Here is a 23,146-nt window from a genome sequence, read left to right on the forward strand (position 1 = left end):
TTTTATTTAAATTATTCAATTACCATTTTTAATAATGGTTTATATGTATCCACTCTTCTGTCTCTATGAAATTGAAGTAAATCTGAGGCTTCTTTGCATATAGAGAAATCAACGTCGGCGTAGACAATTTCTTCGTCAGTTCCTCCTTTTGACATGATTTCTCCGTATGGATTACTGATAAAACTGGAACCATAAAATGTCATTTCTGAATTTTTCCCTTGCTCTGTTCCCACTCTATTAACAGCAGCTATGTAAATCGAATTGCAAATTCCGTGTGAGCTGATTACTTTTTCCCAAGCTTTTGCAGTACTGATGTCAGGTCTATCAGGCTCTGAACCAATTGCCGAAGGATAGAAAATCAATTGTGCTCCCTGCAAAGCAAATATCCTTGCCACCTCCGGAAACCATTCGTCCCAACAGATTCCCACTGCTATTTTTCCAAATTTTGTATTGAATATATTGTAGCCTGTATTTCCTGGAGTGAAATAATATTTTTCCAAATATTGCGGTCCATCAGGAATATGATTTTTTCTATATTTCCCTAAATAACTTCCATCAGCATCATAAACTACAACACTATTGAAATAAATTCCGGGTCTAACAAATTCATACATCGGAACAATTGTCACTATACCCAGTTCTTTTGACAAGGCACCAAAACGATCCGATGTTGCTCCGGGAAGCACTTCGGCATAATCGTAATAGGCGACATCGACATCCTGACCTATATATAAAGTGTTGAATAATTCTTGAAGGCAAACTATTTGGGCTCCATTTTGAGCTGCTTCTTTGACTTTGGCAATGCTGTCCAAAATATTTTGTTCTACATTTTCGACGCAAGCCGCTTGAATCAAAGCTATTTTAACTGTACTGTTCATAAAAACTATTTCGTAATTAGCGGTTTTTGTTGTGTATTACAGTGAATTCCTCCTCCTCCAATATTGATAGCACGAGGATCAAAGGTTACTATTTTTCTATCCGGAAATGCTTTTTGCAAAATATCAACAGCTTTTTTGTCTAATACTTTCCAAGCTTCCGGAGCCCCTGGTTTCCAAAACTTTTGAGCAATCACGACTTTGTTTGAAATTAAAAAATTCAAATAACTAGAAGCTAATATCACTTTTATGGGTTTGTCTTTTGGAATAGGATTTTGTTTGATAATACTGTCATTAGACACTAAATAATCATAGACTCCATCTCCTGCTTTTAATGTTTCATATATTGCAGGAGCCGATGGCATTGGAACCAATTCAAATGCATTGCCATCTTGATCTTTTGCACTTTTCAGGACTTGTAAATTAGCCTCCATTCTACGTTTATTTTCGGCCGCAATTGGATCTTTTTTAGCCTCCTCATCTGAAATAGCCGTATATAAAATTTTATTTTGGCTTGCAAAACGAGTGTGCTCGTCGATGTGTCCACCAGTCGTAATTACTGTATAAATCTCCTTAACTCCCTGCTGATTTGGCAATTTTGATTTAAAAGTCAAGTCATCATCGAATCTTCCGTAAGGTAGCCAAATAACATTCGTCACTCCCAGTAAGCGCTTGTATTCTGCTTCCATTTGGGATTTAGTCATATGAGGGTTTCTTTGTTTTTCAACCGCTTCAACCGCTATCATAGTTCCTTTTCCATTAAATTCTCTATTACCGCCTTCGCTAATCATTTTTGAAGAAATTATTTTCAGGGCTGATTCCTTGGCAACATTCTCATCAATTTTTTCTTCGGCAACGGAGTACTCCGAATCACTGGGTTCATATCCCCAACCGTTAAAAGAGAAATCAGCAATTTCAAGTTGGTTTGATTTATTTACCACATAAACTGGTCCCATATCTCTCCACCATACATCTTCATGCACGATTTTATGAAAACGAACTTTATTTGCTGGTACATGGTATTTTGCCATCAATCCCTGAATCCTCTTAATCTGGTCATCATAACTAAAACCTCTTTCTTTATTATCCGGATTCACGGCAACATCTACAAATACGGTTGGTGCTAAGGCCGCCCAAATTTGCACATGCAAATCTTCAATCGACCAACCCGCTTTATTTTCATAAGTGGGCCATCCCATCCAAACAGATTCTTGAGGTTCAAACTCAGCCGGAAATCTTACAGCTGTTGTTGTTGCAGCTGTTTCCGAAACACTTCCTTTTTCTTCTGTTTTTTTACAAGAAGAAATAGTGGCAACTATTAATGCAAATCCTACTCCTCTGATTATGTTTTTTTTGTTCAACATATATTGTTTATAAAAAATTTATAATAACCACTTTTTTAAACTGAAAACTGAGACCGAACACTTTTCTTTAAACTCTTTCGTTCAAAACTTCTTGAATTGCATTTTCAATTACGTCTAAACCTTCATGTAATTGCTCATCTGTAATAACAATTGGAGGTAAAAAACGAATACAGTTCGTATACAAACCAGCTCTAATTAATATCACTCCATTAGCAACCGATTTTTTGATTACGGCCATTGCAAAATCCATATCCGGTTCTTTTGTTTTTCTGTCTTTTACAAACTCGACAACCAACATCGCTCCTAGACCACGAACTTCTCCTATCACAGAAAATTTCTCTTTCATGGCATTGATTCTGTCGGTAATTATTTTACCAACATGAGTGGCACGATCCAAGAACTCAGGTTTAATGATTTCTTTTACCGTAGCCAAAGCACCTGCAACAGCAATCGGGCTTCCACTATAGGTACCTCCGATTCCACCTAAATGAGGAGCGTCCATGATTTCGGCTTTTCCGGTAATGGCAGAAATAGGCAATCCTGAACCGATTGATTTTGCCATAGTTACAATATCAGGAACCACTCCCGAATGTTCTATCGACAAGAATTTCCCAGTCCTTCCAGCTCCCGCCTGAACCTCATCAGCAATAAATACGATTCCGTGCTCATCACAAACTTTACGAATCTTCTCCAAGAAACGTTTCGGTACTGGAATAAAACCACCTTCACCTTGTACTGGTTCAATTATGATCGCCGCAACAGCGGACGGATCTACGTGAGAAATTAAGTTTTGATCGAAACGTTCAATACAAAAATCAATATACTCCTCTTCGGTCATACTATCCGGTCTTCTGTATACATTTGGAGAATGGAAACGATAAATATCTTGTGCATAACTACCAAATCCTCTTTTAAACAAACCGTATTTACTGGTCAAACTCAACGTAAGCATAGTTCTACCGTGGTAAGCGCCTTCAAAACATATTACTGCAGGTCTTTTGGTATAATATCTTGCAATCGCTACAGCATTCTCAACTGCCTCCGAACCTGAATTGGCAAGCAAAGTCTTTTTCGGAAAATCTCCTGGTGTAATTTTATTTAACAATTCTGCAAATTCCAGATAAGGTTCAAATGTGGTTACCAAAGCACCCGGATGAATGTGTTTATCCAATTGCGCTTTAACGGCATCAATAACCACTTGAGGCCTGTGACCCAAATTCACCATCCCGATTCCACCAGCAAAATCAATTAATTGATTTCCATCAACATCCCATACCAAAGCACCTTCTGCCTTTTCAACAACCACTTCGGTAGATTTTCCTAAACCAGCAGGTAAAGCCGCAGCTCTTCTTGCTAACATTTCTTTGCTTTTTGGTCCAGGAATTTCTGATACTTTTTTAATTTGAGTTCCCATTTCTTTTTTAATTTAATTCTAATTATTATTGTATTTGTTTATTTCAAAAATGATATTATATGCTATAATTTTCATCGACCGGGTAATACATTAGTATACTTGCATTTCCGGATTCCGGATCGTTTATATAATCGTATACCGGTTTAATCCATCTAAATCCCGCATTCATTTGAGGGGTAATTGTAGGGTCTGTAAATTCTTTCTTTCCTAATCGGTCACAATATTCCTCAATTGTCATCTGATCCTTGAATTTACCATAACCAATAGTCATCCCAGCAATTATCTGTGCTTTTATCCCTAATGCTTTGCATACTTCATGACGGGCCTTATACATTTCTTTTGACAATCCCAAACCTCTGTATTCTGGTAAAACGCCCATATCGAAACCGTACATCCAGTCACCATCTGCTACATGGGCATTAGTAATCCACAAATTATCGCAGGATTCTAAAAAAGTATGTTCATGTTCGGGAAAACGACACCTCAATGTACTGGCGGACCCTATTACTAAACCTTCCTTTTCTACTACAAGTTGCCCTTCTGGAAATACTTTAATATGATTGGCAAAATGATTTCTGTTCATCAACTCTGACTCATGCAAAGTGGGAAAACATTGTGATTGTACGTACTCCATCCGGACTACATCTTGAGCAGTAGCATTTCTGACTACAAAAGCATCGTTTAAAACCTTTTTGTTTATCATACTATAAAAATTACATGATGAAACCAGCTATAAGATACATGATAGAAGAAACCCCAAATATTACCAACTGATACGGAAATTGTGAAATTCCATGTTTCATCATATCCACTTTACAGGATTGAGCCGTTAGTACTCTATTATCCGAGAAGAAACAAGCAGCTGCTCCCCAAACAGTTCCAGATGCCAATGCACCTTGTGACAACCAAAAATCAGCACCCAATGTATGCGACATAATTGCCGTTGTTGGCACCAAAATAGCGTAGATTCCCCAGTTTGAACCAGTAGCCCAACAAATCCAACCTACCAAAGCAAAAACTATAAACGGTAAAGTAGACCCATTTAACCAACTGATTCCTTGCAAATTAGTAGCTACAAATTCGTTAAAACCTAATGCATTTTGAACATCTTTCAGTAAATAAGTAAAGCCTAAAACAGTTAATACAAAAGTTATCGTCTCCAATCCTAACACAAAGTGTCTGGATATCTTATCAAATTTGATCACTTTAAATATCATGAAATACAAATAGGTAAAAACAACTGCAGTAGCAATACCACGAAGTGCATCAATGCTTCCAAAGATTGAATCAGTAGAAAATGTCACCGTCCCCCAATAATCCATATCAAAAGGATAAGGAAAAACAGTACACCACACCAAAACTGATAATGGAAGAATAAAATAAATCAGCTTTCCTTGTTTCGCAGGATTCTTTTTAATCTTTTCAGGCTTTGGTTCAATTGGTACCACGTTCGCTTCTGCGTCTCTGATTCCTTTTAAATCTGGAAACACATGAAACACAACTAAAGCTCCAAGAATTAATGAAACCCAAGCCGAAAAATTATACGGAATTGTACCTAAAAAGGCCTCTATTGGACTGGTAATTGCATGACCAGCGCTGTCTAAAACACCACCTTCTATTGCTGTTAACTGTGACCCGTAAAATATTGTCCATGTGGAAATAGGAAATATAATCGTCAATGGAACACAAACAAAGCTTATTACTAAAGCCAATTTTTCTCTCGAAATACCAAATTTATCAGTTATTGGTCTCATCGTGTTTCCTACAGATAAAGCACTCAAATAATCATCTAAAAAGAAGAAGAAACTAAGAAAATAAGCCATTATTAGTGACTGTTTTTTGTTGTGCACGTGATTCTCCGAATATCTGGCTACTGCTTTTATACCGCCCGAAACAACTACTAATTGAACAAAAGCTCCATATAATATACAAACCAGAATTACCCAAATCAATCCTTGATCATGTGCGTCCCTAGCAATAGAACTAAAAAGGCCATCAAACATATTTAAAGGAAAAATCATCCCTTTTCCTTCCGGGAAATATTCTTCCGAACCACCCTGTTGGGCTAATAAAATGAATCCTATCGCGCAACCAATAATTAATGGCTCTAAAGCTTTTCTGGTAATAATGGCAATTCCTAACACCGTAAAAGCAGGAACCAAGGCATGCCAATTAATAAAATAACAAAGTCCTGCCAGAAATAATAAGGCGACTCCAATAATAGTTGATACTGATTTCATTCGTTTTGTTTTTGGTTAAGATTTATAATTTAAATTGGTTGGTATTTAAACTCACATGCAGGCAACTTCAATAAAATTGCGTTTTGTAAAAAAGTTAATCTACATGTGATTATTTTGTAAATCTAACAATATTTTCAATACAACCAAAAAAATTTATTGTTATTTTGATAAATATTGTATATTTGAAAAAACTTAAAACCAACAATATGTTATTTAACGAAGTAAAAAACTTTATAAATGGGGAGTTTAAATCGGGAAGCTCCAATAAAATCCATACTGTTATTTCTCCTTTGGACGGTAGTGAATTGACTACTTTCAAAGAATCAACAATAGAAGATTTAAATGAAATTGTACTATCTGCACAAAAAGCACAAAAGGCCTGGCAGAAAATCACCTTAAAAGAAAGAGCACAGGTTTTTTACCGATACAAACAATTATTGGAGAAAAATAGCGAAGAACTCACCGAAATTATTTATCGTGAAAATGGAAAAATTCATGGAGAGGCCAAAGCAGAAATTGATAAAGCGATCGAATTGACCGAATTTGCCTGTTCACTTCCTCAATTTGTAAACGGTGAAAACATGGAAGTGAGTAAAGGTGTATTTTGCTCCTCTACACGAGTACCTTTAGGAATTGTCGCTTCAATAGTTCCTTTCAATTTCCCTACCATGGTTCCTCATTGGACCATTGTAAATGCCATTGCACTAGGAAATGCTTTTATTTTAAAACCATCTGAAGCAGTGCCTATCAGCAGTCAATATACAGCAAAACTATTAAAAGAAGCTGGTCTTCCTGACGGCCTCTTTAATATTATAAACGGTACACAATCAACAGTAGAAAACATTTGTGATCATCCGGGAATTAATGCCGTTACTTTTGTAGGATCTACCAAAGTAGCCAAGATTGTATACCAAAGAGCCAGTCAAAATCTAAAACAAGTATTAGCACTTGGCGGAGCAAAAAACCATATTATTTTATTACCGGACGCCCATCCCGAAATGGCTTCCTCTAATATTGTAGCCTCTATGAGCGGTTGCGCCGGTCAGCGTTGTATGGCAGCCGCCACTTTGGTAGCTGTTGGGAACTGCGATGTTATTTTGGATAAATTAGTTGGTGATGCCACAAAAATACAATGCGGCACAACATTAGGTGCCGTTATTTCAAAGGCTGCCAAAGACAGAATTGAAGGTTATATTACCGAGGCAGAACAACAAGGAGCTAAAATCCTTTTGGATGGACGCAATACGATTGTTCCTGGAAAAGAAAATGGTTTTTATGTTGGCCCTACGATTATAGATTACGCTACTGCCGATATGAAAATTGCAAAAGAAGAAGTTTTCGGACCTGTACTTGCCATTGTACGTGTGAATACTATAGATGAAGCTTTAGCAATTGAGAATGCAAATCCTTACGGAAATGCTTGTTCCGTATTTACACAAAGTGGTGGTTTGGCAAACTATGTAACAGAAAACGCTTCTGCCGGAATGTGCGGGGTCAATATTGGCGTACCGGTTCCAAGAGAGCCCTTTGGTTTTGGAGGATGGAACGAATCCCGTTTTGGTTCAGGTGATATTACAGGTAAAAGCTCTATTGTATTTTTCACTAAAGAAAAGAAAACGACGACCAAATGGAATCCGGAAGCGGGAACCAACTGGATGAGCTAAAAATGCGTCAGTGATGGAGAAATCAGAAGGCTGAGTTTAAACGAAAGAGTATCTTTTTATATAAATTAAAAATATAATTCGTAATTTAACATTCAAATCATTTTAAAACAAATAGTTATGATACGAAAAGCTACTCTTCAAGACTTGGATCAATTGACTAATTTATTTGATCAATATGTTGTTTTTTATAAAAACCCTTCCAATTTCGAAAAACACAAAGCGTATTTAAAAGAAAGATTGGAAAACAACGAAGCTATAGTTTTTTTAGCTTTTGATGAAGAAAATAAAGAAAAAGCCATCGGATTTGCTTTAATCTACGTCACTTTTTCCTCTTTAGCACTGAATAAAATACTGATTTTAAATGACCTGTTTGTTGACCCCAGTACCCGTAAAAATGGCATTGGTGAAAAATTAATTCAGCAAACTGTTGCTCTGGCAAAAGAATTAAATTCTAACACTATTCGATTAAGAACCGCGAAAAATAATATAATAGCACAAGGTTTATATCATAAAATGGGATTTGTCAGAGAAGAAGGTTTATATAGTTATGATCTCACTGTCAAATAATTAAAACACTAATACTCTAAAAAAAGAATGTTAAGCAAAGAACAAATAATAAATGATAGTAAACAATATAGTTTGTTTACCTGGGTTGCCCAAAAAAATGTAAATCCAATCCCTGTAGAAAGAGCCGAAGGCGTTTATTTATACGAAATAGGTGGTAAAAAAATTATCGACTTCTCCAGTGGATTAATGTCGGTGAATATTGGTCACGGAGACCAACGCGTCACGGATGCTGTTGTCGAACAAATGCAAAAGGTAAGTTATGTGACACCGTCTTGCACTACAGAAATCAGAGCACGATTAGCTAAAAAATTAGCATCCATTTGTCCCGGCGATTTAAACAAGGCTTTTTTCACTCTTTGCGGAGCTTCTTCTATTGAGAATGCTATAAAACTGGCCCGATTATACACGGGTAAACATAAAATATTTGGACGATACAGAGGTTTTCACGGAAACTCATCAGCCAGTATGACTGTAGGTGGAGATCCTAGAAAACAATATACTGATGCACAACAAGCCACTAATATTTTTCATCTCGATGATCCCTATGATTTTTATGGTTTAAGTGATCAGGACGAGGAAACCCGATTGAAATGGAGTCTTGATTCTGTTGAAAGAATCATCCGTTATGAAGGTGGTCATACTATTGCGGCATTCATTTTTGAAGGAGAAAGCGGATCTTCCGGTTGTTTGCATTATCCAAATGGCTACTTAAAAGGGATCAAAGCATTATGCGAAAAATACGACATCCTTTTTATTGCCGATGAAGTAATGAGTGGTTTTGGGAGAACCGGAAAATGGTTTGGATTTGAACACAGCGACATTATTCCCGATATGATTTGTATGGCAAAAGGACTGACTTCTTCCTATCTTCCACTGGGTTGTTTGATGGTATCTGATAAAATTGCGGCTAAATTTGAAGATTCCCCATTATGGCTGGGATTGACTTATAATTCGCATCCAGTGTCATTAGCAGCTTCGCTAGCCGTAATCAATATTTACGAAAGTGACAATCTGATCGAAAACACCAATAAAATGGGAGCTTATATGGAGAAAAGAATCAACGAACTGCGTGAAAAACATCCGTCAATGGGTGATTTTAGAAACAAAGGTTTGTTAGGTTGTCTCGATATCGTAAAAAGTAAAAAGCCATACCAACTCATGGCGCCCTTTAATGCCAATGCTTCAGAAATGGAGGTCATGAACAAAGTGGGTGCTAAACTGAGAGAATTAGGATTATACACCTTTGTTAGATGGGGCTATATCTTTATTGCGCCGCCTTTGATGATTACGGAATCCGAAATTGACGAAGGATTAGCCATTATTTCAGAAGCTTTACTAATTGCGGATGAATATGTAATCTAAGCAGTATCATTTTATAAAAAAAGGAAGACATCTTATATGGACGTCTTCCTTTTTTATACCTAAAATTTCTATTTATTCTCTTTTCGAAAATATTCTATCCAATATTTCAAATATTTTGGTTTTATCTAATGGCTTTGTAATATAGGCTGCAAAACCACTATTTATGATTTTTTCTTTGTCTTCTGAGGAAGAATAAGCTGTCTGAGCAATCACAGGAAGATTTGGCCTACTGTTTTTAACTGTCTCAAAAGCCTCGAAACCACCTAAAACTGGCATTTTAATATCCATAAAAACGACGTCAATCGTTCCGTCTTCTATACACATATCGACTGCTTCCTGACCGTTTCTAGCTCTTAGAATAGTATAGTTTTTTAATTCTAAAATTTTCTTGAGCAATAAGAAATTAATATTATCATCTTCAGCAATCAGAATTGTTTTATTTCCTGGATTTTCAAAAACTGGATTTGGCAGAAGAGTGTTACCCATACTTATTGATTCCTGATAAATCAGAGGAATTTCAAATACAAAAACAGACCCGATACCTATTGTAGATTTAACATCTATTGTTCCCCCTAACATTTCAACATAGGCTTTAGAAATAGACAAACCAAGTCCCAAACCACAAAATTCAATCGTATAATCATCTTCTATTCTTCTGAATCGGTCAAAAATCATGTCCAGATTTCCCTCATTTATTCCAACGCCGGAATCTTCTACTCTAAATTCAATAACATTTTTTTGATGATTCACGGTATACCCAAAAGCCACATGTCCCGTATTTGTAAATTTTATGGCATTGGTAATTAAATTTACAAAAACCTGTTTTAACTTAATCTCATCCGTCAGAATCTCCTTTGTAATTTTCTCGTCATTTTGAATAATATAGAAATCGATATTTTTATCGACAGGAATTGTCACTTTCAAAGTGTTGTACAATTCCTCCATGCATTTCTCAATATTAATTCCTCTGTAATTTGGCGTTATTTGATTGGCATCGATCTTAGACATTTCTATAAGATCTTCAATAATCGAAACTAAACTGTTACCACTATCTTTAATAATCTTTAAAAATTCCATTTTGTCTTTTTCGTTCAGATCAGGATTAGCCAGAAGATCGCTAAAACCAACAATAGCATTCATTGGCGTTCTGATTTCGTGTGATAAATTAGCTAAGAACGAGGATTTCAGTTTATCGCTTTCCTCTGCTCTCTTCTTCGAAATTTCTAATTGCTTCTGCTGATTATTATTTTCTTCAAATAGATTTCCAATATATCCAAATTCACCCGGTTCCATTTTTAAAGTATAAATGGTACTCTCAGCGCCTTTCTCCAGAATATTTGTAATTAGCTTTAAAGGACCATAAACCCATCGTCTTGTAAAGTATATAGAACCTATAATACTAAATAAGGTAGTCGTAATAATAATATAAAGAATTTCTTTCGTGCGCTCGAAATTGATATGAAAAGGTCTTCTGAAAAATAATTTTGAAACCTCACTATCATCTGAATTTTTGAGTTCTAAAACAGAAAAAATGGAACTGTGTTCCACATTTTTCAAGTCACTAGGCTCTAAAAAATCAACATTTGAACTGCAAATTTTTTGAAGATTTTTGAAATAGGCTTTATCCAAAAGCCTGGCCATAAAAAAGTATCCGGAAGGATTGTGCTTGATTTTTTTTGGATCGTCTGAAGGATGTACTGTTGCCCCAAAAACTTCAATAATTCCCTCGGGAACCCTCATGTAAAATCTTTTAAACTTAGATTTATACAATTGATCCATTACTCGTTCGGGAATAAAATCGACTGATTTAATTTTTGAAGAGGATATTTTATTAATCAGCTCATGATCTAAAGTGTAAATTCCGATATAATCGACTTCGTATGATTCGAATTCGGTCACAATATGACTTTCAAACCATTCTTGATCTTTATTATTGATAAAATTAACTAAGGAGTCCCAAAAAGTAATATCATAAATGGCTACAATTTGTGTTTTGGAATTAAAATCAAACAGGGTTTTGATTTCAATATCATAGCGTGCTAAAGTGGAATTATAAACTTCTTTTTCCTGCCGGACAGTGTAAATATAAAGGGAAAGGAACAATAATAAAAAGAGTGTACTTATTGCACTAATAAGTAATATTAGCTTGATATAAGTATTGAGTTTTACTCTTTTTTTCATGAACCAAAGATAATTTTTTAAATAAAAATACAAAACTTAAATCGATTCATTTTTGGTTTTCGGGCAATGTATGTTGAATAAACTGTGTGAGTTAGCTATTTTACTGGGGAAACAAAAAAAAACTCCAGACTTGAGTCTGGAGTTTTTCAACTTAGTTTTCAATATTATATTTCCGTAAATACGTCCGCGCCTTGATTCCTGATTCTTTTAAATCCTCATCTTTCCATTTCCCTTCCGACTTTGCTGATTTTTTTAAGATGGAACAGGTTTCCTCTTTATCTGAAACCGACCAGGTAATCCAGCTTAATTTTCTGCTTTCCATCCAGTCGATATATTCTTGCCAAGCCACATCATTTAATGGTCCGTCACCAGAGGCTTCCATTCCTGCGGATTCTGAAACAAAAACAGGCAAACCACTTTTTATGGCATCGTCGGTTCGATCCCGCAGCCATTTTTCATGCGTGGCGGCATAAAAATGCATGGTGTACATCAGGTTGTCGTATCCTATTATTGGATCTGCTGCAGGAAGATGAATATCCTGATCCCAACGAGGGCAACCTACAAGAATAATATTATCCGGATCGTTCGCTCTGATAACTTTAATTACTGCTTCGGAATAGTCCTTTACTTCGGGCCAGGTTTCGTAGTCAGGCTCATTAAAAATCTCATAAATTATATTCGGATACTTACCATATTTCTTCGAAATCTCATCAAAATAAGCTACGGCCTCTTTCAAATTGATATTATGACTGTGCCAATCGATGATTACATAAATATCAGATTTGATTGCGCCTTTTATTACGGCTTCCATTTTTTCTTTTGAAAAATCAGGTTCTTTCATATAAGGTCTCTCCCCTATTTCGATACCCATCGCAGCGCGGACAATGTTGCAATTGAAATCTTTTCTCAGCCAATTTACAGCTCCTTCATTATAAAATCTTGGCCAAATGCTATGCCAGCCAAAACTCATTCCCCGAAGGACTATTGCTTCTCCTTTTTCATCAATCAATTGCGTCCCTTCTACTTTTAGTTGTCCGTGTCGTTTCACAAATTGTGCCTGCGCAAACGCAAAACTCAATAAGGCAAACAGCACACTTATTTTAATTTTCATGATGTTGAATTTATTTAATTAATTTCAAAGTAATAACGTCATGAGAAGCAATAGCGGCAGTGAAATTCTTTTTGGTAGTACCAGCGTCCTTGTTTTTCCAAAGGTCTTTAATTTTGAAGGTCGATGTATTAAAATCGGCTTCAAAACCAAAATCAGCATCTTTGATTGGGTTCTTCTTCCAATCGAAATTGATTTTTTTAGGAACATCGGTTCTGTTCAAAAAGGTAATTGCCCAAGCTCCATCGGATAATGGTTTTACCCAAACTTCCACACCGTCTTCTATCGTTAATTTGAATCCTTGAATTCCCAAAGCATCTTGATTTACGGCTATTAAATTCTTGTTTGTTAAAATTGCCAATGTTTCCGGTTTCATTGTTCGGAAATCATTTCCGGCAATTAAAGGCGAAGCCATCATACACCACATGGCAAAATGCGATCTGTCTTCGATAGTAGTCATTTCGTTACCCACTTCCATCATATCAAAATCGTTCCAATGGTCCGGACCTGAATATTTACGAATGTCTTTTCGCATTTCGACAATTTTCATAAATCCCCAAGAAGACCAATTTTCAGGATGTTTGAACTCGCAATCAAAACAAGGATAAATATCCCCAGAAATTCTCCAAAGATTCCCAACGGGCTCACCCCATTCCCACGGCTGATTGTCTCCCCATTCACACAAGCTAAAAACAATTGGTTTTCCGGCAACTTTTAAGGCATTGCTCATAGTTGTATAAGCTTCTTTGGCAGTAATTCCAGCGGTATTACACCAATCGTATTTTAAAAAATCGATTCCTAATTTAGCATAAAAACGAGCGTCCTGATATTCGTAACCACGCGTCCCGGGATAACCCGCACAGGTATGGGTTCCGGCACAATTGTATAAACCGAATTTCAATCCTTTACTGTGTACATAATCGATTACTGCTTTCATACCGCTAGGGAATTTTGCGGGATCGGGAACTAAATCTCCGTTATTATCACGTTCTTTTGTCATCCAGCCGTCATCAAGAACAATATAATTGTATCCTGCTGCAGCCATTCCGGAAGACACCATAATATCGGCTGTTTCTTTGACTAATTTTTCATCGATATTGGTTGCGAAAGTATTCCATGAATTCCAACCCATTGGCGGCGTCATGGCTAAGCCTTTGTATTTTCCTAATTCTTGTGTGCGGGTGTTGCCTTGAGAAAAACATAGAATTGTTGTTGCGCTTAAAAGTAAGCTGAGGATTATTTTTTTCATTTTATATTCTGTTTTATTATTTATTTTATTTGTTTTTTGACGCGTAAATTTTGCCGCTTTAATCAGATTTCTTCAGAGTCGAATGGTCTTGTTTTGCAGGATTCGCGTGAGGGATGGCAGTGGAGCTCTTTTTTCTTTTCAATTGCCTCTGGTTTAAACCTAGGGCAATTGAAAAGAAAAAAAGCGGGAACGTACAGCCCGACCCTTGTGGTCACGCCCAAAAAAATCATTGTTCTATCGCATTTATTTTTTCCTGTTAACTCGCTTAATTAGACGATGACTTGTGCCCGACCTCTAAACAGTTTAACATACAAGGATAGTCAATAGAACCTACATATTTTGATACTTTTTTTTCATTTTCTGCTACTATTTGTTTTTTAATACTAGCCAGCATACAGTAACAATTAAGCTATTGGATGTACTTTTCTAACAGAACTAGTGTACTCTTAAAAAAAAAAATTCCCTAATTGCTCAGATTAGGGAATTCTTAAAACTAACTCAAAAAACCAAATTACTTATTTTAATACAAAACCAATATTGTCAATATAGAATGTGTTTTCAACACCATTTCCTGCCGCATCCTTAGACATGTTTTGGAATGAAATGTTTTGCACATGATCTGCATTGCCTAATTCAGACCATGGAATAATGAAAGTAGTCCATCCTGTTCCAACAGTTAACATGTTTCTTTCAGACCAATCTCCATTGAAAATAAACTTAAGAGTACCAGGGCTATCTGCTTTTACAGAAATTCTAATTCCACTGTAATCAGAGATTTGATCATACCAAGACCAGTTTCCTTGTAAATTATCCCAAGCGGCCATTTTCTTTTTGATATGAATTAATCCTTGCTCTGCTTTACCATCCGATTCATACGTATGATTGTTCCAAGCTGGGAAATCTAAACCATAATAAGATACATCATCGTAAATTGCAGTTCCAACAGCATAAGCAGAAGTTGCGGTACCTGAAATATTAGTTACTGAAATGTATTTTTTGTTGGCTCCCGCCGGTAGTTTAACTTTAATCTCAGTTAAAGTAGAAGAAATCACAGGAACAGTCTCGGTTCCAACTTTGACAACAGGATCTAAGAAATAATTTCCATAAATTGTAATCTCTTCACCATCTGCTGCATTAACCGGATTAAAACTTCCAAAAGTTGGTGACGGAGGAGATATCACAAAATCGTAAACGACCGTACCTGCTTTTGTAACAATTTTTAATTTATTACTCGCATCTGCATAAGGTGTTTTTTCATCAATTAATACAAATATCTCAGTATCTGTAACAAGCGTTGGATTAAAATAAGTATCAAAATCATTAAAGTAAATTTTTTGAAGAGTCAAAAAACCAGACCCTCTAATGATATAATAATTTTTAGGATCTCCTTTCGTTACCGGAACCAGGTCACCTTCAACTGATTTGCACACGCTGGTGATTGCTAACGGCCCTGAACCAGAATCAGCACTCTCATCATCACAGGACGAAAATACACCCAGTACCAGAAGAGCCATTGAAATAAAGGACAGTAGGTATTTTATTTTTATATTTTTCATATATGTAAAATTTTATTTGTTAGTAGTCATATATGGTATCACCTTTTATTTATTGGTGTTTACTAACGCAAACTTCCAATTAATGGTGATTTCATAATATCAATTTTAATAATTATTTAAAGGTATATGGAACTGGTGCTTCTAATAATTTTGGATTCTTTGCTACCTCATTATCCGGATAATCCATATAGAAATCATTCGCTGCATGATCTTCACTGTATACAGGAGTATAATAGCGGGCTCCGTATCGGTCTCCTCTATTTTGTGCCGACATAATTGCAATTGCTTTTGTTTTATCGATACGGCCTAAATCGAACCAATAGTCTCCTTCAAAACACAATTCTTTTCTTCTTTCAAGAAAAATATCATCAAAAGTTATCGATGTCAAATTGCTTAATCCACCTCTTCTTCTGACAGCATTTATAGAATTCAAGGCTGAAGCATTCGAAGTACTTGCTCCTCCCGCTAAAACAGCTTCGGCATGAATCAATAATAACTCAGCATAACGCATTACATAAGTATTGTTATCCATCATTGCCCAACCATCAGCCGGACCAGTAACAGATCCGTTTACAACACCTATGCAATATTTTTTAATTGCGCCACCTGATCCTTGTGCAAGATCTTTATCCGCAGGAACTGTGAAACCAATTGCTTCAGTAGTTTTTATGTTTGGATACGAATCACCGGCAACCATAATAGTTTCGTGTTTTCTTACATCAGCGGCACTATACAAGGTAAAGATTTCCTGACCTGGTCCAAAAACTCCAGCATACGATGCATTTGAAGTGGAAATATCTCCGTCTTTAAATCCAAATTGTGTATTACAGTTATTGGCAGAACCATAGGCACCATCACCTTTCCATTGGATCGCAAAAATAGATTCTTCGTTATTGTTATTTCCATAAGTAAACAAGTCACCAAAACTTTTTGCAGGTAATTGATCACCACCGAGCAACTTAAATTCTCCGCTATTAATAACTTCCTCTGCCATAGCTTTTGCATTAGCATAATCTTTTTGATACAGATATACTTTAGCTAACATTGCTTTTGCAGAACCTTTAGATACGTGTCCGTTACTAGCGTAATTGGCACCTCTGTTTTTTTCAACCAATAAATCAATAGCTTTTAAATAGTCCATTGTTATCAATTTATAAATATCATCCACTGTATTTGTATTTACATAAGGATCACTGGCATAATCTAAAGGATTTTCAATGATTGGCACCGGTCCCCAAAGTCTTACCAAATCAAAATAAGCTGTAGCTCTCATAAAATAAGCTTCACCTGTAGTGTTGTCTAGCACATTTTTATCGACATCCGGACCAACTCTGCCAGCCAAAAAGTTGATAATCATATTTGATTGTTGCACATTGGCCCATAATGCTGACCAGCCGTTTACCAATTCCGGATCACTTCCATTCAAAGAAAATGTTCTTAATCCGCTAACATCAGATGATCCTGAGTACATATTTCCTGAACCTACTTCAAGAGCCCACCAAAATTTATTATACATCTGAAACCAAGTTCTGCTATACATACCATTGGTTGCTGAAGCCACCTGATCATTTGTGCTATAATAAGCGTCCAAACTTATTCCGTCTTCTGAAGGTCTGTCTGTAAAATCTTCTGCACACGACCCAAACACAAGAAATGCCGCTGCTACAAGTAGCAAACTATATCTGTTTAAAAATAATTTCTTTTTCATTTTATTTTTCTTTTAATTTTAAAATTCTACGTTAAGTCCAATTGAAAATGTTCTGGATACTGGATATCTTCCGTTATCAATACCTGACAGAAGTACATTTTGATTAAATGAACCAATCTCTGGATCATAACCTGTATAATCAGTAAACGTAAATAAGTTTTGAGCTGAACCGTATAATCTTAATCTTGATAAACTATATTTAGAAATAACATCCTGAGGTAAAGAATATCCAAGGGTAACGTTCTGAATTCTTAAATAAGAACCATCCTCAACATAACGAGTAGAAATAAGCAAGTTATTATTTGATGCATCAGCAATAGGTCTTGGGTTATTACTTGTTGTATTAGTATCTGAATAATAATCCATAGCCTCAACAAACTGATTATCATAAAGAGAAGTATTTGTTGTTCCTGCTCTTCTCGTTAAGTTCATAACATCATTTCCTGAAGATCCTTGTATGAAAATAGAACAATCTAAGTTTTTATACTTGAAATTATTTGTAAATCCAAAAGTGAAATCTGGATGTGGATTCCCAATAAATGTTTTATCGTTTGCATCCACTTTGCCGTCTCCGTTAACATCTTTGTATTTTACATCTCCTAAAGAAGTTTCTCCAGCACCATTACCAACAGCCTGACCAAACTGAATTGGAGCATTGTCTAAAGTTGCCTGATCTTTAAAGATTCCTTCAGCAACGTAACCGTAAAACATTCCGATAGGATTACCAATAGTTGTATTCGTAACTACTACCGGTTGGTATCCGTTAGTATTAACTTCTTGCGTTAAAACAATTCCGTTAGCGATTTCATCTAAATTATTTTTGTAATGCGATACTACTAAAGAGGTGTCCCAATTAAAGTTACCGGACGATTTAGTATTATAACCCAAAGTAATATCGTATCCTTTATTAGTCATTGTACCTAAATTAGAGTATGGCGCCGAAACTCCTCCATATTGATTTCCACCTCCGGTAAGATATAATGGCAATGGTACTTGAAATAAAAAGTCTTTCGATTCTTTGTTATACATATCAAAGCTGGCAAACAATTTAGAATCTAACATTGTAAAATCGATACCTAAATTCGTTTGATTCAATGATTCCCAAACTAAATCAGGATTTGGGTAATTTGCCGGTAAAAATCCGCTTCCCAAACCTGAGTTTTGTACCCCTAACATAGCAGAATAACTATTGTTTGGAATTTGTTGGTTACCAGTTTCTCCATAACCAATTCTAAATTTAATGTTATCTACATATTTACGTGTCCCTTCCATAAAAGACTCATTAGACAGTTTCCAAGAACCTGAAATTGAGTTAAAAACACCTTTCTGATTGTCAGTTGTAGGGTCAAATTTAGACGAAACGTCTTGTCTTGTAGAAGCCGTGATACTATACTTTTCATTAAAATCATAAATCACACGGGCAAAAAGAGATGACAATGAAGAACTACCTTTGTACTGGGTAATTGTATTATTATCAACATCAGCTAAATTTAAAGTATGAACAGAATTTGTTTTAAATCCTTGTGCAGATGCAATTAAACCTTCCCAATGCGAATCATTTGCTTCCTGACCTGCTAAAACGGTGATTTTATGTTTTCCGAAAGTCTTATCATACGTCAATAAATTTTTAATATTCGTAGAATACCAATTTTGTCTTCTAACATCTAAATCAGCCAGTAGATTTTCCTGACTACCCCATTTATAAGATGGTCTAAAATCATCATTTTCAGAAAACTCAGTATTGGCAGCAATCTCAAGACGGTATTTCAACCCTTTAAAAAGATCAGCTTCGGCATAAACATTTCCTAAGAAATTTTTACGAATCAATTTATTTTCTCTGGTCAAAGCTTCTGCAACCGGATTATAATAGGTAACACTTTGTTCAGATGAAGGAGGTCCTGCAAATGATCCGTCTGAATTTCTAACCGGTATATCAGGAGCCTGCAATAAAGTATTGGAGATTAATCCGGAAAAACTCTGATTTACCGTTATGTCCTCGTTAGTGATACCTCCTGAAAGGTTACCTCCAACTCTAAGCCAACTTTTAATTTTAGAATCAAGATTTAATCTTATTGTATATCGTTTTAATCCAGAATTAATAATAGTTCCTTCATTGTCTAAATAACTTCCAGATAAAAAATAACTGGTTCCCTCTTTAGCTCCTGAAAACGATAATTGATGACTTTGTGTGATCGCAGTTCTGTATACTTCATCTTGCCAATCTGTACCAGGTCCCAATAATTCAGGATGCGAAAATTCCTGACGTGTCTGGAATCCCCATAATTTAGCCAAATTTGTTTTTAAAGTAGCATATTCCGGCAACGTTAAAACATCCAGTTTATTCATAACATCACTAAATGAAGTAAAGTTTTCATAGGAAATTCTACCTGTTCCTTTTTTACCTGATTTAGTGGTAATAATAATAACCCCATTAGCTCCTCTTGAACCATAAATTGCAGTAGCAGAAGCATCCTTTAAGATGTCCATAGATTCAATATCACTAGGATTTATCATTGATAATGGACTAACAGCGTTGTTTCCACTTCCTCCAGATGAAGAAAATCCGTCTCTACCCGCTAAAGGGCGTCCACTTGTTGATTTTCCTGTAGCATCTCCAGAAACAGGAACCCCATCAATTACATATAAAGGCTCATTCGTACCTGAAATAGAGGTGGTACCACGAACTCTTACAGAAGCTGCACTTCCGGGAGCACCAGAGTTATTCGTAACCGTAACCCCTGAAACCTTACCTTGAAGCATTTGATCTACAGAAACTTGCTTTAAGTTTTCTAAATCTTTTGACTTAACAGATGATATGGCTGAGTTTATATTACCTCTTTTTTGGGTTCCGTAACCAATTACTACGACCTCTTTTAAGTTTTCAGAAGAAGATTTTAAGGTAATATTGATTTTACTTCTTCCGCTTACTGATACTTTTTGGGTTTCAAAACCAATAAATGAAACTACCAAAGTAGCATTGGAAGGCGCTTCTATAGAAAATTTTCCATCAAAATCTGTAGAAACTGATTTTTTTGCCCCTGAAACGGCGATGTTTGCCCCGGGAACAGTCAACCCATTTTCATCCGACACAATTCCCTCCACTTTGTTTTGGGCGACAATAAAATTAGTGGTTAGCAATAAAAATAACACCAAAGGAATTGCTCTGTGATTGGCATTCCAATGAATTAAATTTGACAATAGTTTTTTCATAATAAATGTTTAGTTAGTTAAGATTACTAATTCCTGACATGAAAAAAATCAGGGATTAAATAGATATTAATTATTCTGGATAATAATTAACAAATCTATAACAGAACTAGACATCAAATTAATAGTATTATATCAATTAATGATAATATTTTTACTTTATCATCACAGATGTTCGAAATACATAATATAAAAGACTTATATTTATATTATATATATTTAAATACGTCTTAAATTACGATAAAAACAATTGCAAACCCAACAAGCACAAGCATTTCAAACGTTTTCGAATATTTTTAAACAGCAAAATGCTAAAAAAGTATCACTATAATATTCGTTTCAAACCAGAGAAATCTTCCCTGTATTGACTTGGTGTACATTTCTTTATAGCCTTGAAACTCCTGTTGAAATTGGCGATATTATTAAAACCGGATTTGAATGCAATCTCAGAAATACTTAAATCTTTTTCAACCAGCCATCTGGCAGCGTACCCAATTCTGATATCATTGATATAATTGACAAAAGTTTTGCCGGTTCTCTTTTTTATGAACCGGTTAAAGGAAATGCTGGTCATGCTTGCCACACCGGACACATCTTCTAAAGTTATTTTTTCGGCAAAGTTTTTTTGCACATATTCATAAACCAATTTCATTTTATCATAATCTTCAAACGTATCATGATCCACAGTAAAAGTGGACAAAAGCCTTTGATTTCTTGAATTAGCCAGATCATATAATATAGAGACTATTTCCAAAAAATAATCCATCCCATCCAATTTCGAAATTTTAATTAACCGAGAGGAAAGCTCTTCCGCGGTTTTTTTTGAAAATAAAATACCATGTATCGAGCGATTAAACATGTCTTTTATTGGACTCATAATTCTTCTGGACAGGAGCGACTCATGAAATAAATCATTATGAAACTGAATTGTTATCTCCCGAATTTGTTTGTTCTTGCATTTATGCAGTTCCCAACCGTGATATAAATTAGGCCCTACCAAAACCAATTCCACTTCATCAATTTCTTCAATATTATCCCCTACAACCCGCTTCACTCCTTTACCATTCAAAATAAAATTGATCTCAAATTCAGGATGATAGTGCACCGGAAAATCAAAATTATCTTTCACTCTGTCAAAAACCAAAAAGCTGTCTCCAGAAGAAAGCGGAGGTATTTCTCTGTAAAAATTTTTTAAATTGCTCATATCGTTTTTTTATTTGCAATAATATGATATAAAATTGATAAAATAATATTAATTAAGAGCACACCTTCCAATTACCTTTGAAAAATACATTTATCATTCTTTTAAAAAGAGCATAAATAATAAACAGGAATCGTTTTTATCACTTATTATTTTTATAATTTTAATAATTACATTACCAAAACTGTTCTTTTTTAGTGATAAACAGATTACCCATTTTTGAAAACCAAATTAATAATATAAAAGGCTCTTTTACAGCAAGCCACATTAACCATAACCAAAATGAATAAGCTATTTTTCGTATTATTAACCATCTGTTTGACTGGAACATCTTGTTCTTCTAAGGCACAATCCATTGATACTAAATTCTCTCTTTGTGATACAAAAGCAACAAAAAAAACACATATTCTACACAAAAACTTGGTACAATTAACCAAGAAAGGAATACTATTTGGTCATCAGGACGATTTGGCCTATGGCGTAAACTGGAAATATGAAGCCCGAAGAAGTGATGTAAAAGACGTTACAGGAGATTATCCAGGAGTTTATGGCTGGGATTTGGGAGGGCTTGAAAATAAATCAGCGAACAACATTGACGGCATTCCATTTGACAAAATGAGACAATACATCCTGGATGCGCACACAAGAGGAGGAATTGTAACACTAAGCTGGCACATCGACAATCCTCTGACCGAAAAAGATGCCTGGGATACCACTCCGAAATCCTTGGCTTCCGCATTACCGGGCGGTGAAAGTCATGAAAAATACAAAGCTTGGCTAGACGAAGGGGCGAAATTCATTTTGACTTTAAAAGATAAAAACGGAGAACCTATACCCCTGCTGTATCGTCCGTATCACGAACTTACCGGAACCTGGTTTTGGTGGTGCAAAAACAACGGAAGCCCGGAAGAATTTAAGACTTTATGGAAATTCACTATTGATTATTTCCAGAAAAAAGGAGTTCACAACCTGATTTATGTGTACAATACTGCCGATTTTAAAACTAAGGAAGAATTTCTGGAATATTATCCGGGCTCCGATTATGCTGATGTTTTAAGTTTTGACAAATACCAATATTCCGACCCTACAAAAGACAATTCTTTTATTGAAGATTGCCAGAAACAATTCAAAATAATGAATGAAGTGGCTCAAGAGCAACATAAAATCATGGCTTTTGCCGAAACCGGTTACGAAGCAATTCCGTATGACAAATGGTGGACAGACACACTGATGAAAGCGATTGGGGATTATAACATTTCCTATGTTTTGGTTTGGAGAAACCACGGATGGCAGGAAAAAGAGAAAAAAATGCATTACTACGCCCCTTTCAAAGGACAAATAAGCGAGAAGGACTTTGTTGATTTTTATAATCTTGACAAAATCTTATTCGAAAAAGATGCAGCCAAAGAAAAACTATATAAAAAATAATCCATTAACCTAAAGACTATAA

At 35.5% G+C, this 23,146-nt stretch carries 16 protein-coding genes; 4 read left to right on the plus strand and 12 right to left on the minus strand.

What is annotated here, in order from left to right; all coding sequences use genetic code 11:
* Positions 1–11: 11 nt before the first annotated feature.
* The 5 genes from ABEB23_RS06670 to ABEB23_RS06690 form a co-directional block, all read right to left on the minus strand.
* A complete protein-coding gene (locus ABEB23_RS06670) occupies positions 12–878 on the minus strand; it encodes a carbon-nitrogen hydrolase (RefSeq protein ID WP_348811721.1) in 867 nt (288 codons plus the stop codon).
* A gap of 5 nt (positions 879–883) precedes the next feature.
* Positions 884–2,239, minus strand: a complete 1,356-nt coding sequence (locus tag ABEB23_RS06675; RefSeq protein WP_348811723.1) for an agmatine deiminase family protein — start codon at positions 2,237–2,239, stop codon at positions 884–886.
* Positions 2,240–2,306: 67 nt separating this feature from the next.
* On the minus strand, positions 2,307–3,653 hold the full coding sequence (gabT, locus tag ABEB23_RS06680; protein WP_348811725.1) for a 4-aminobutyrate--2-oxoglutarate transaminase: 1,347 nt from the start codon (positions 3,651–3,653) through the stop codon (positions 2,307–2,309).
* Positions 3,654–3,708: 55 nt separating this feature from the next.
* Entirely contained in the window at positions 3,709–4,356 is a 648-nt protein-coding gene (locus tag ABEB23_RS06685; protein ID WP_348811727.1) for a GNAT family N-acetyltransferase, read from the minus strand.
* A 10-nt stretch (positions 4,357–4,366) separates the two neighbouring features.
* Positions 4,367–5,893, minus strand: coding sequence for a Na+/H+ antiporter NhaC family protein (locus ABEB23_RS06690; RefSeq protein ID WP_348811728.1), 1,527 nt, complete (start codon positions 5,891–5,893; stop codon positions 4,367–4,369).
* 206 nt (positions 5,894–6,099) lie between these two features.
* On the opposite strand from ABEB23_RS06690, the gene ABEB23_RS06695 reads away from it, so the two are divergent.
* From ABEB23_RS06695 to ABEB23_RS06705, 3 genes are all read left to right on the plus strand, one after another.
* Entirely contained in the window at positions 6,100–7,557 is a 1,458-nt protein-coding gene (locus ABEB23_RS06695) for a CoA-acylating methylmalonate-semialdehyde dehydrogenase (protein ID WP_348811729.1), read from the plus strand.
* 117 nt (positions 7,558–7,674) lie between these two features.
* Entirely contained in the window at positions 7,675–8,124 is a 450-nt protein-coding gene (locus ABEB23_RS06700) for a GNAT family N-acetyltransferase (protein WP_348811730.1), read from the plus strand.
* A gap of 27 nt (positions 8,125–8,151) precedes the next feature.
* The gene (locus ABEB23_RS06705; RefSeq protein ID WP_348811732.1) at positions 8,152–9,486 is read left to right on the plus strand and encodes an aminotransferase family protein; all 1,335 of its coding nucleotides are present in this window, start codon (positions 8,152–8,154) and stop codon (positions 9,484–9,486) included.
* Between the two features lie 72 nt (positions 9,487–9,558).
* Here the strand turns inward: ABEB23_RS06705 and ABEB23_RS06710 are convergent, their stop codons facing one another.
* The 7 genes from ABEB23_RS06710 to ABEB23_RS06740 all read right to left on the minus strand — a co-directional run bounded on the left by ABEB23_RS06710 (position 9,559) and on the right by ABEB23_RS06740 (position 21,699).
* Positions 9,559–11,667, minus strand: coding sequence for an ATP-binding protein (locus ABEB23_RS06710; RefSeq protein ID WP_348811733.1), 2,109 nt, complete (start codon positions 11,665–11,667; stop codon positions 9,559–9,561).
* A gap of 151 nt (positions 11,668–11,818) precedes the next feature.
* Positions 11,819–12,778 (minus strand): glycoside hydrolase family 5 protein, encoded by a 960-nt coding sequence (locus tag ABEB23_RS06715; RefSeq protein ID WP_348811734.1) that lies wholly within the window; start codon positions 12,776–12,778, stop codon positions 11,819–11,821.
* Between the two features lie 10 nt (positions 12,779–12,788).
* Positions 12,789–14,024 (minus strand): glycoside hydrolase family 27 protein, encoded by a 1,236-nt coding sequence (locus ABEB23_RS06720; protein WP_348811735.1) that lies wholly within the window; start codon positions 14,022–14,024, stop codon positions 12,789–12,791.
* A 515-nt stretch (positions 14,025–14,539) separates the two neighbouring features.
* Complete coding sequence (locus ABEB23_RS06725) at positions 14,540–15,580, minus strand: IPT/TIG domain-containing protein (protein ID WP_348811736.1); 1,041 nt, start codon at positions 15,578–15,580, stop codon at positions 14,540–14,542.
* A gap of 112 nt (positions 15,581–15,692) precedes the next feature.
* On the minus strand, positions 15,693–17,288 hold the full coding sequence (locus tag ABEB23_RS06730) for a RagB/SusD family nutrient uptake outer membrane protein (RefSeq protein WP_348811737.1): 1,596 nt from the start codon (positions 17,286–17,288) through the stop codon (positions 15,693–15,695).
* A gap of 18 nt (positions 17,289–17,306) precedes the next feature.
* Entirely contained in the window at positions 17,307–20,498 is a 3,192-nt protein-coding gene (locus tag ABEB23_RS06735; RefSeq protein WP_348811738.1) for a SusC/RagA family TonB-linked outer membrane protein, read from the minus strand.
* 322 nt (positions 20,499–20,820) lie between these two features.
* A complete protein-coding gene (locus tag ABEB23_RS06740) occupies positions 20,821–21,699 on the minus strand; it encodes a helix-turn-helix domain-containing protein (RefSeq protein WP_348811739.1) in 879 nt (292 codons plus the stop codon).
* A 279-nt stretch (positions 21,700–21,978) separates the two neighbouring features.
* Between ABEB23_RS06740 and ABEB23_RS06745 the strand changes: the two genes are divergently transcribed.
* Positions 21,979–23,124 (plus strand): glycoside hydrolase family 26 protein, encoded by a 1,146-nt coding sequence (locus ABEB23_RS06745; protein WP_348811740.1) that lies wholly within the window; start codon positions 21,979–21,981, stop codon positions 23,122–23,124.
* Positions 23,125–23,146: the final 22 nt, after the last annotated feature.

The sequence above is a fragment of the Flavobacterium maritimum genome (genome assembly GCF_040049085.1).
In the GTDB taxonomy this organism is placed as follows: Bacteria; Bacteroidota; Bacteroidia; order Flavobacteriales; family Flavobacteriaceae; genus Flavobacterium; species Flavobacterium maritimum.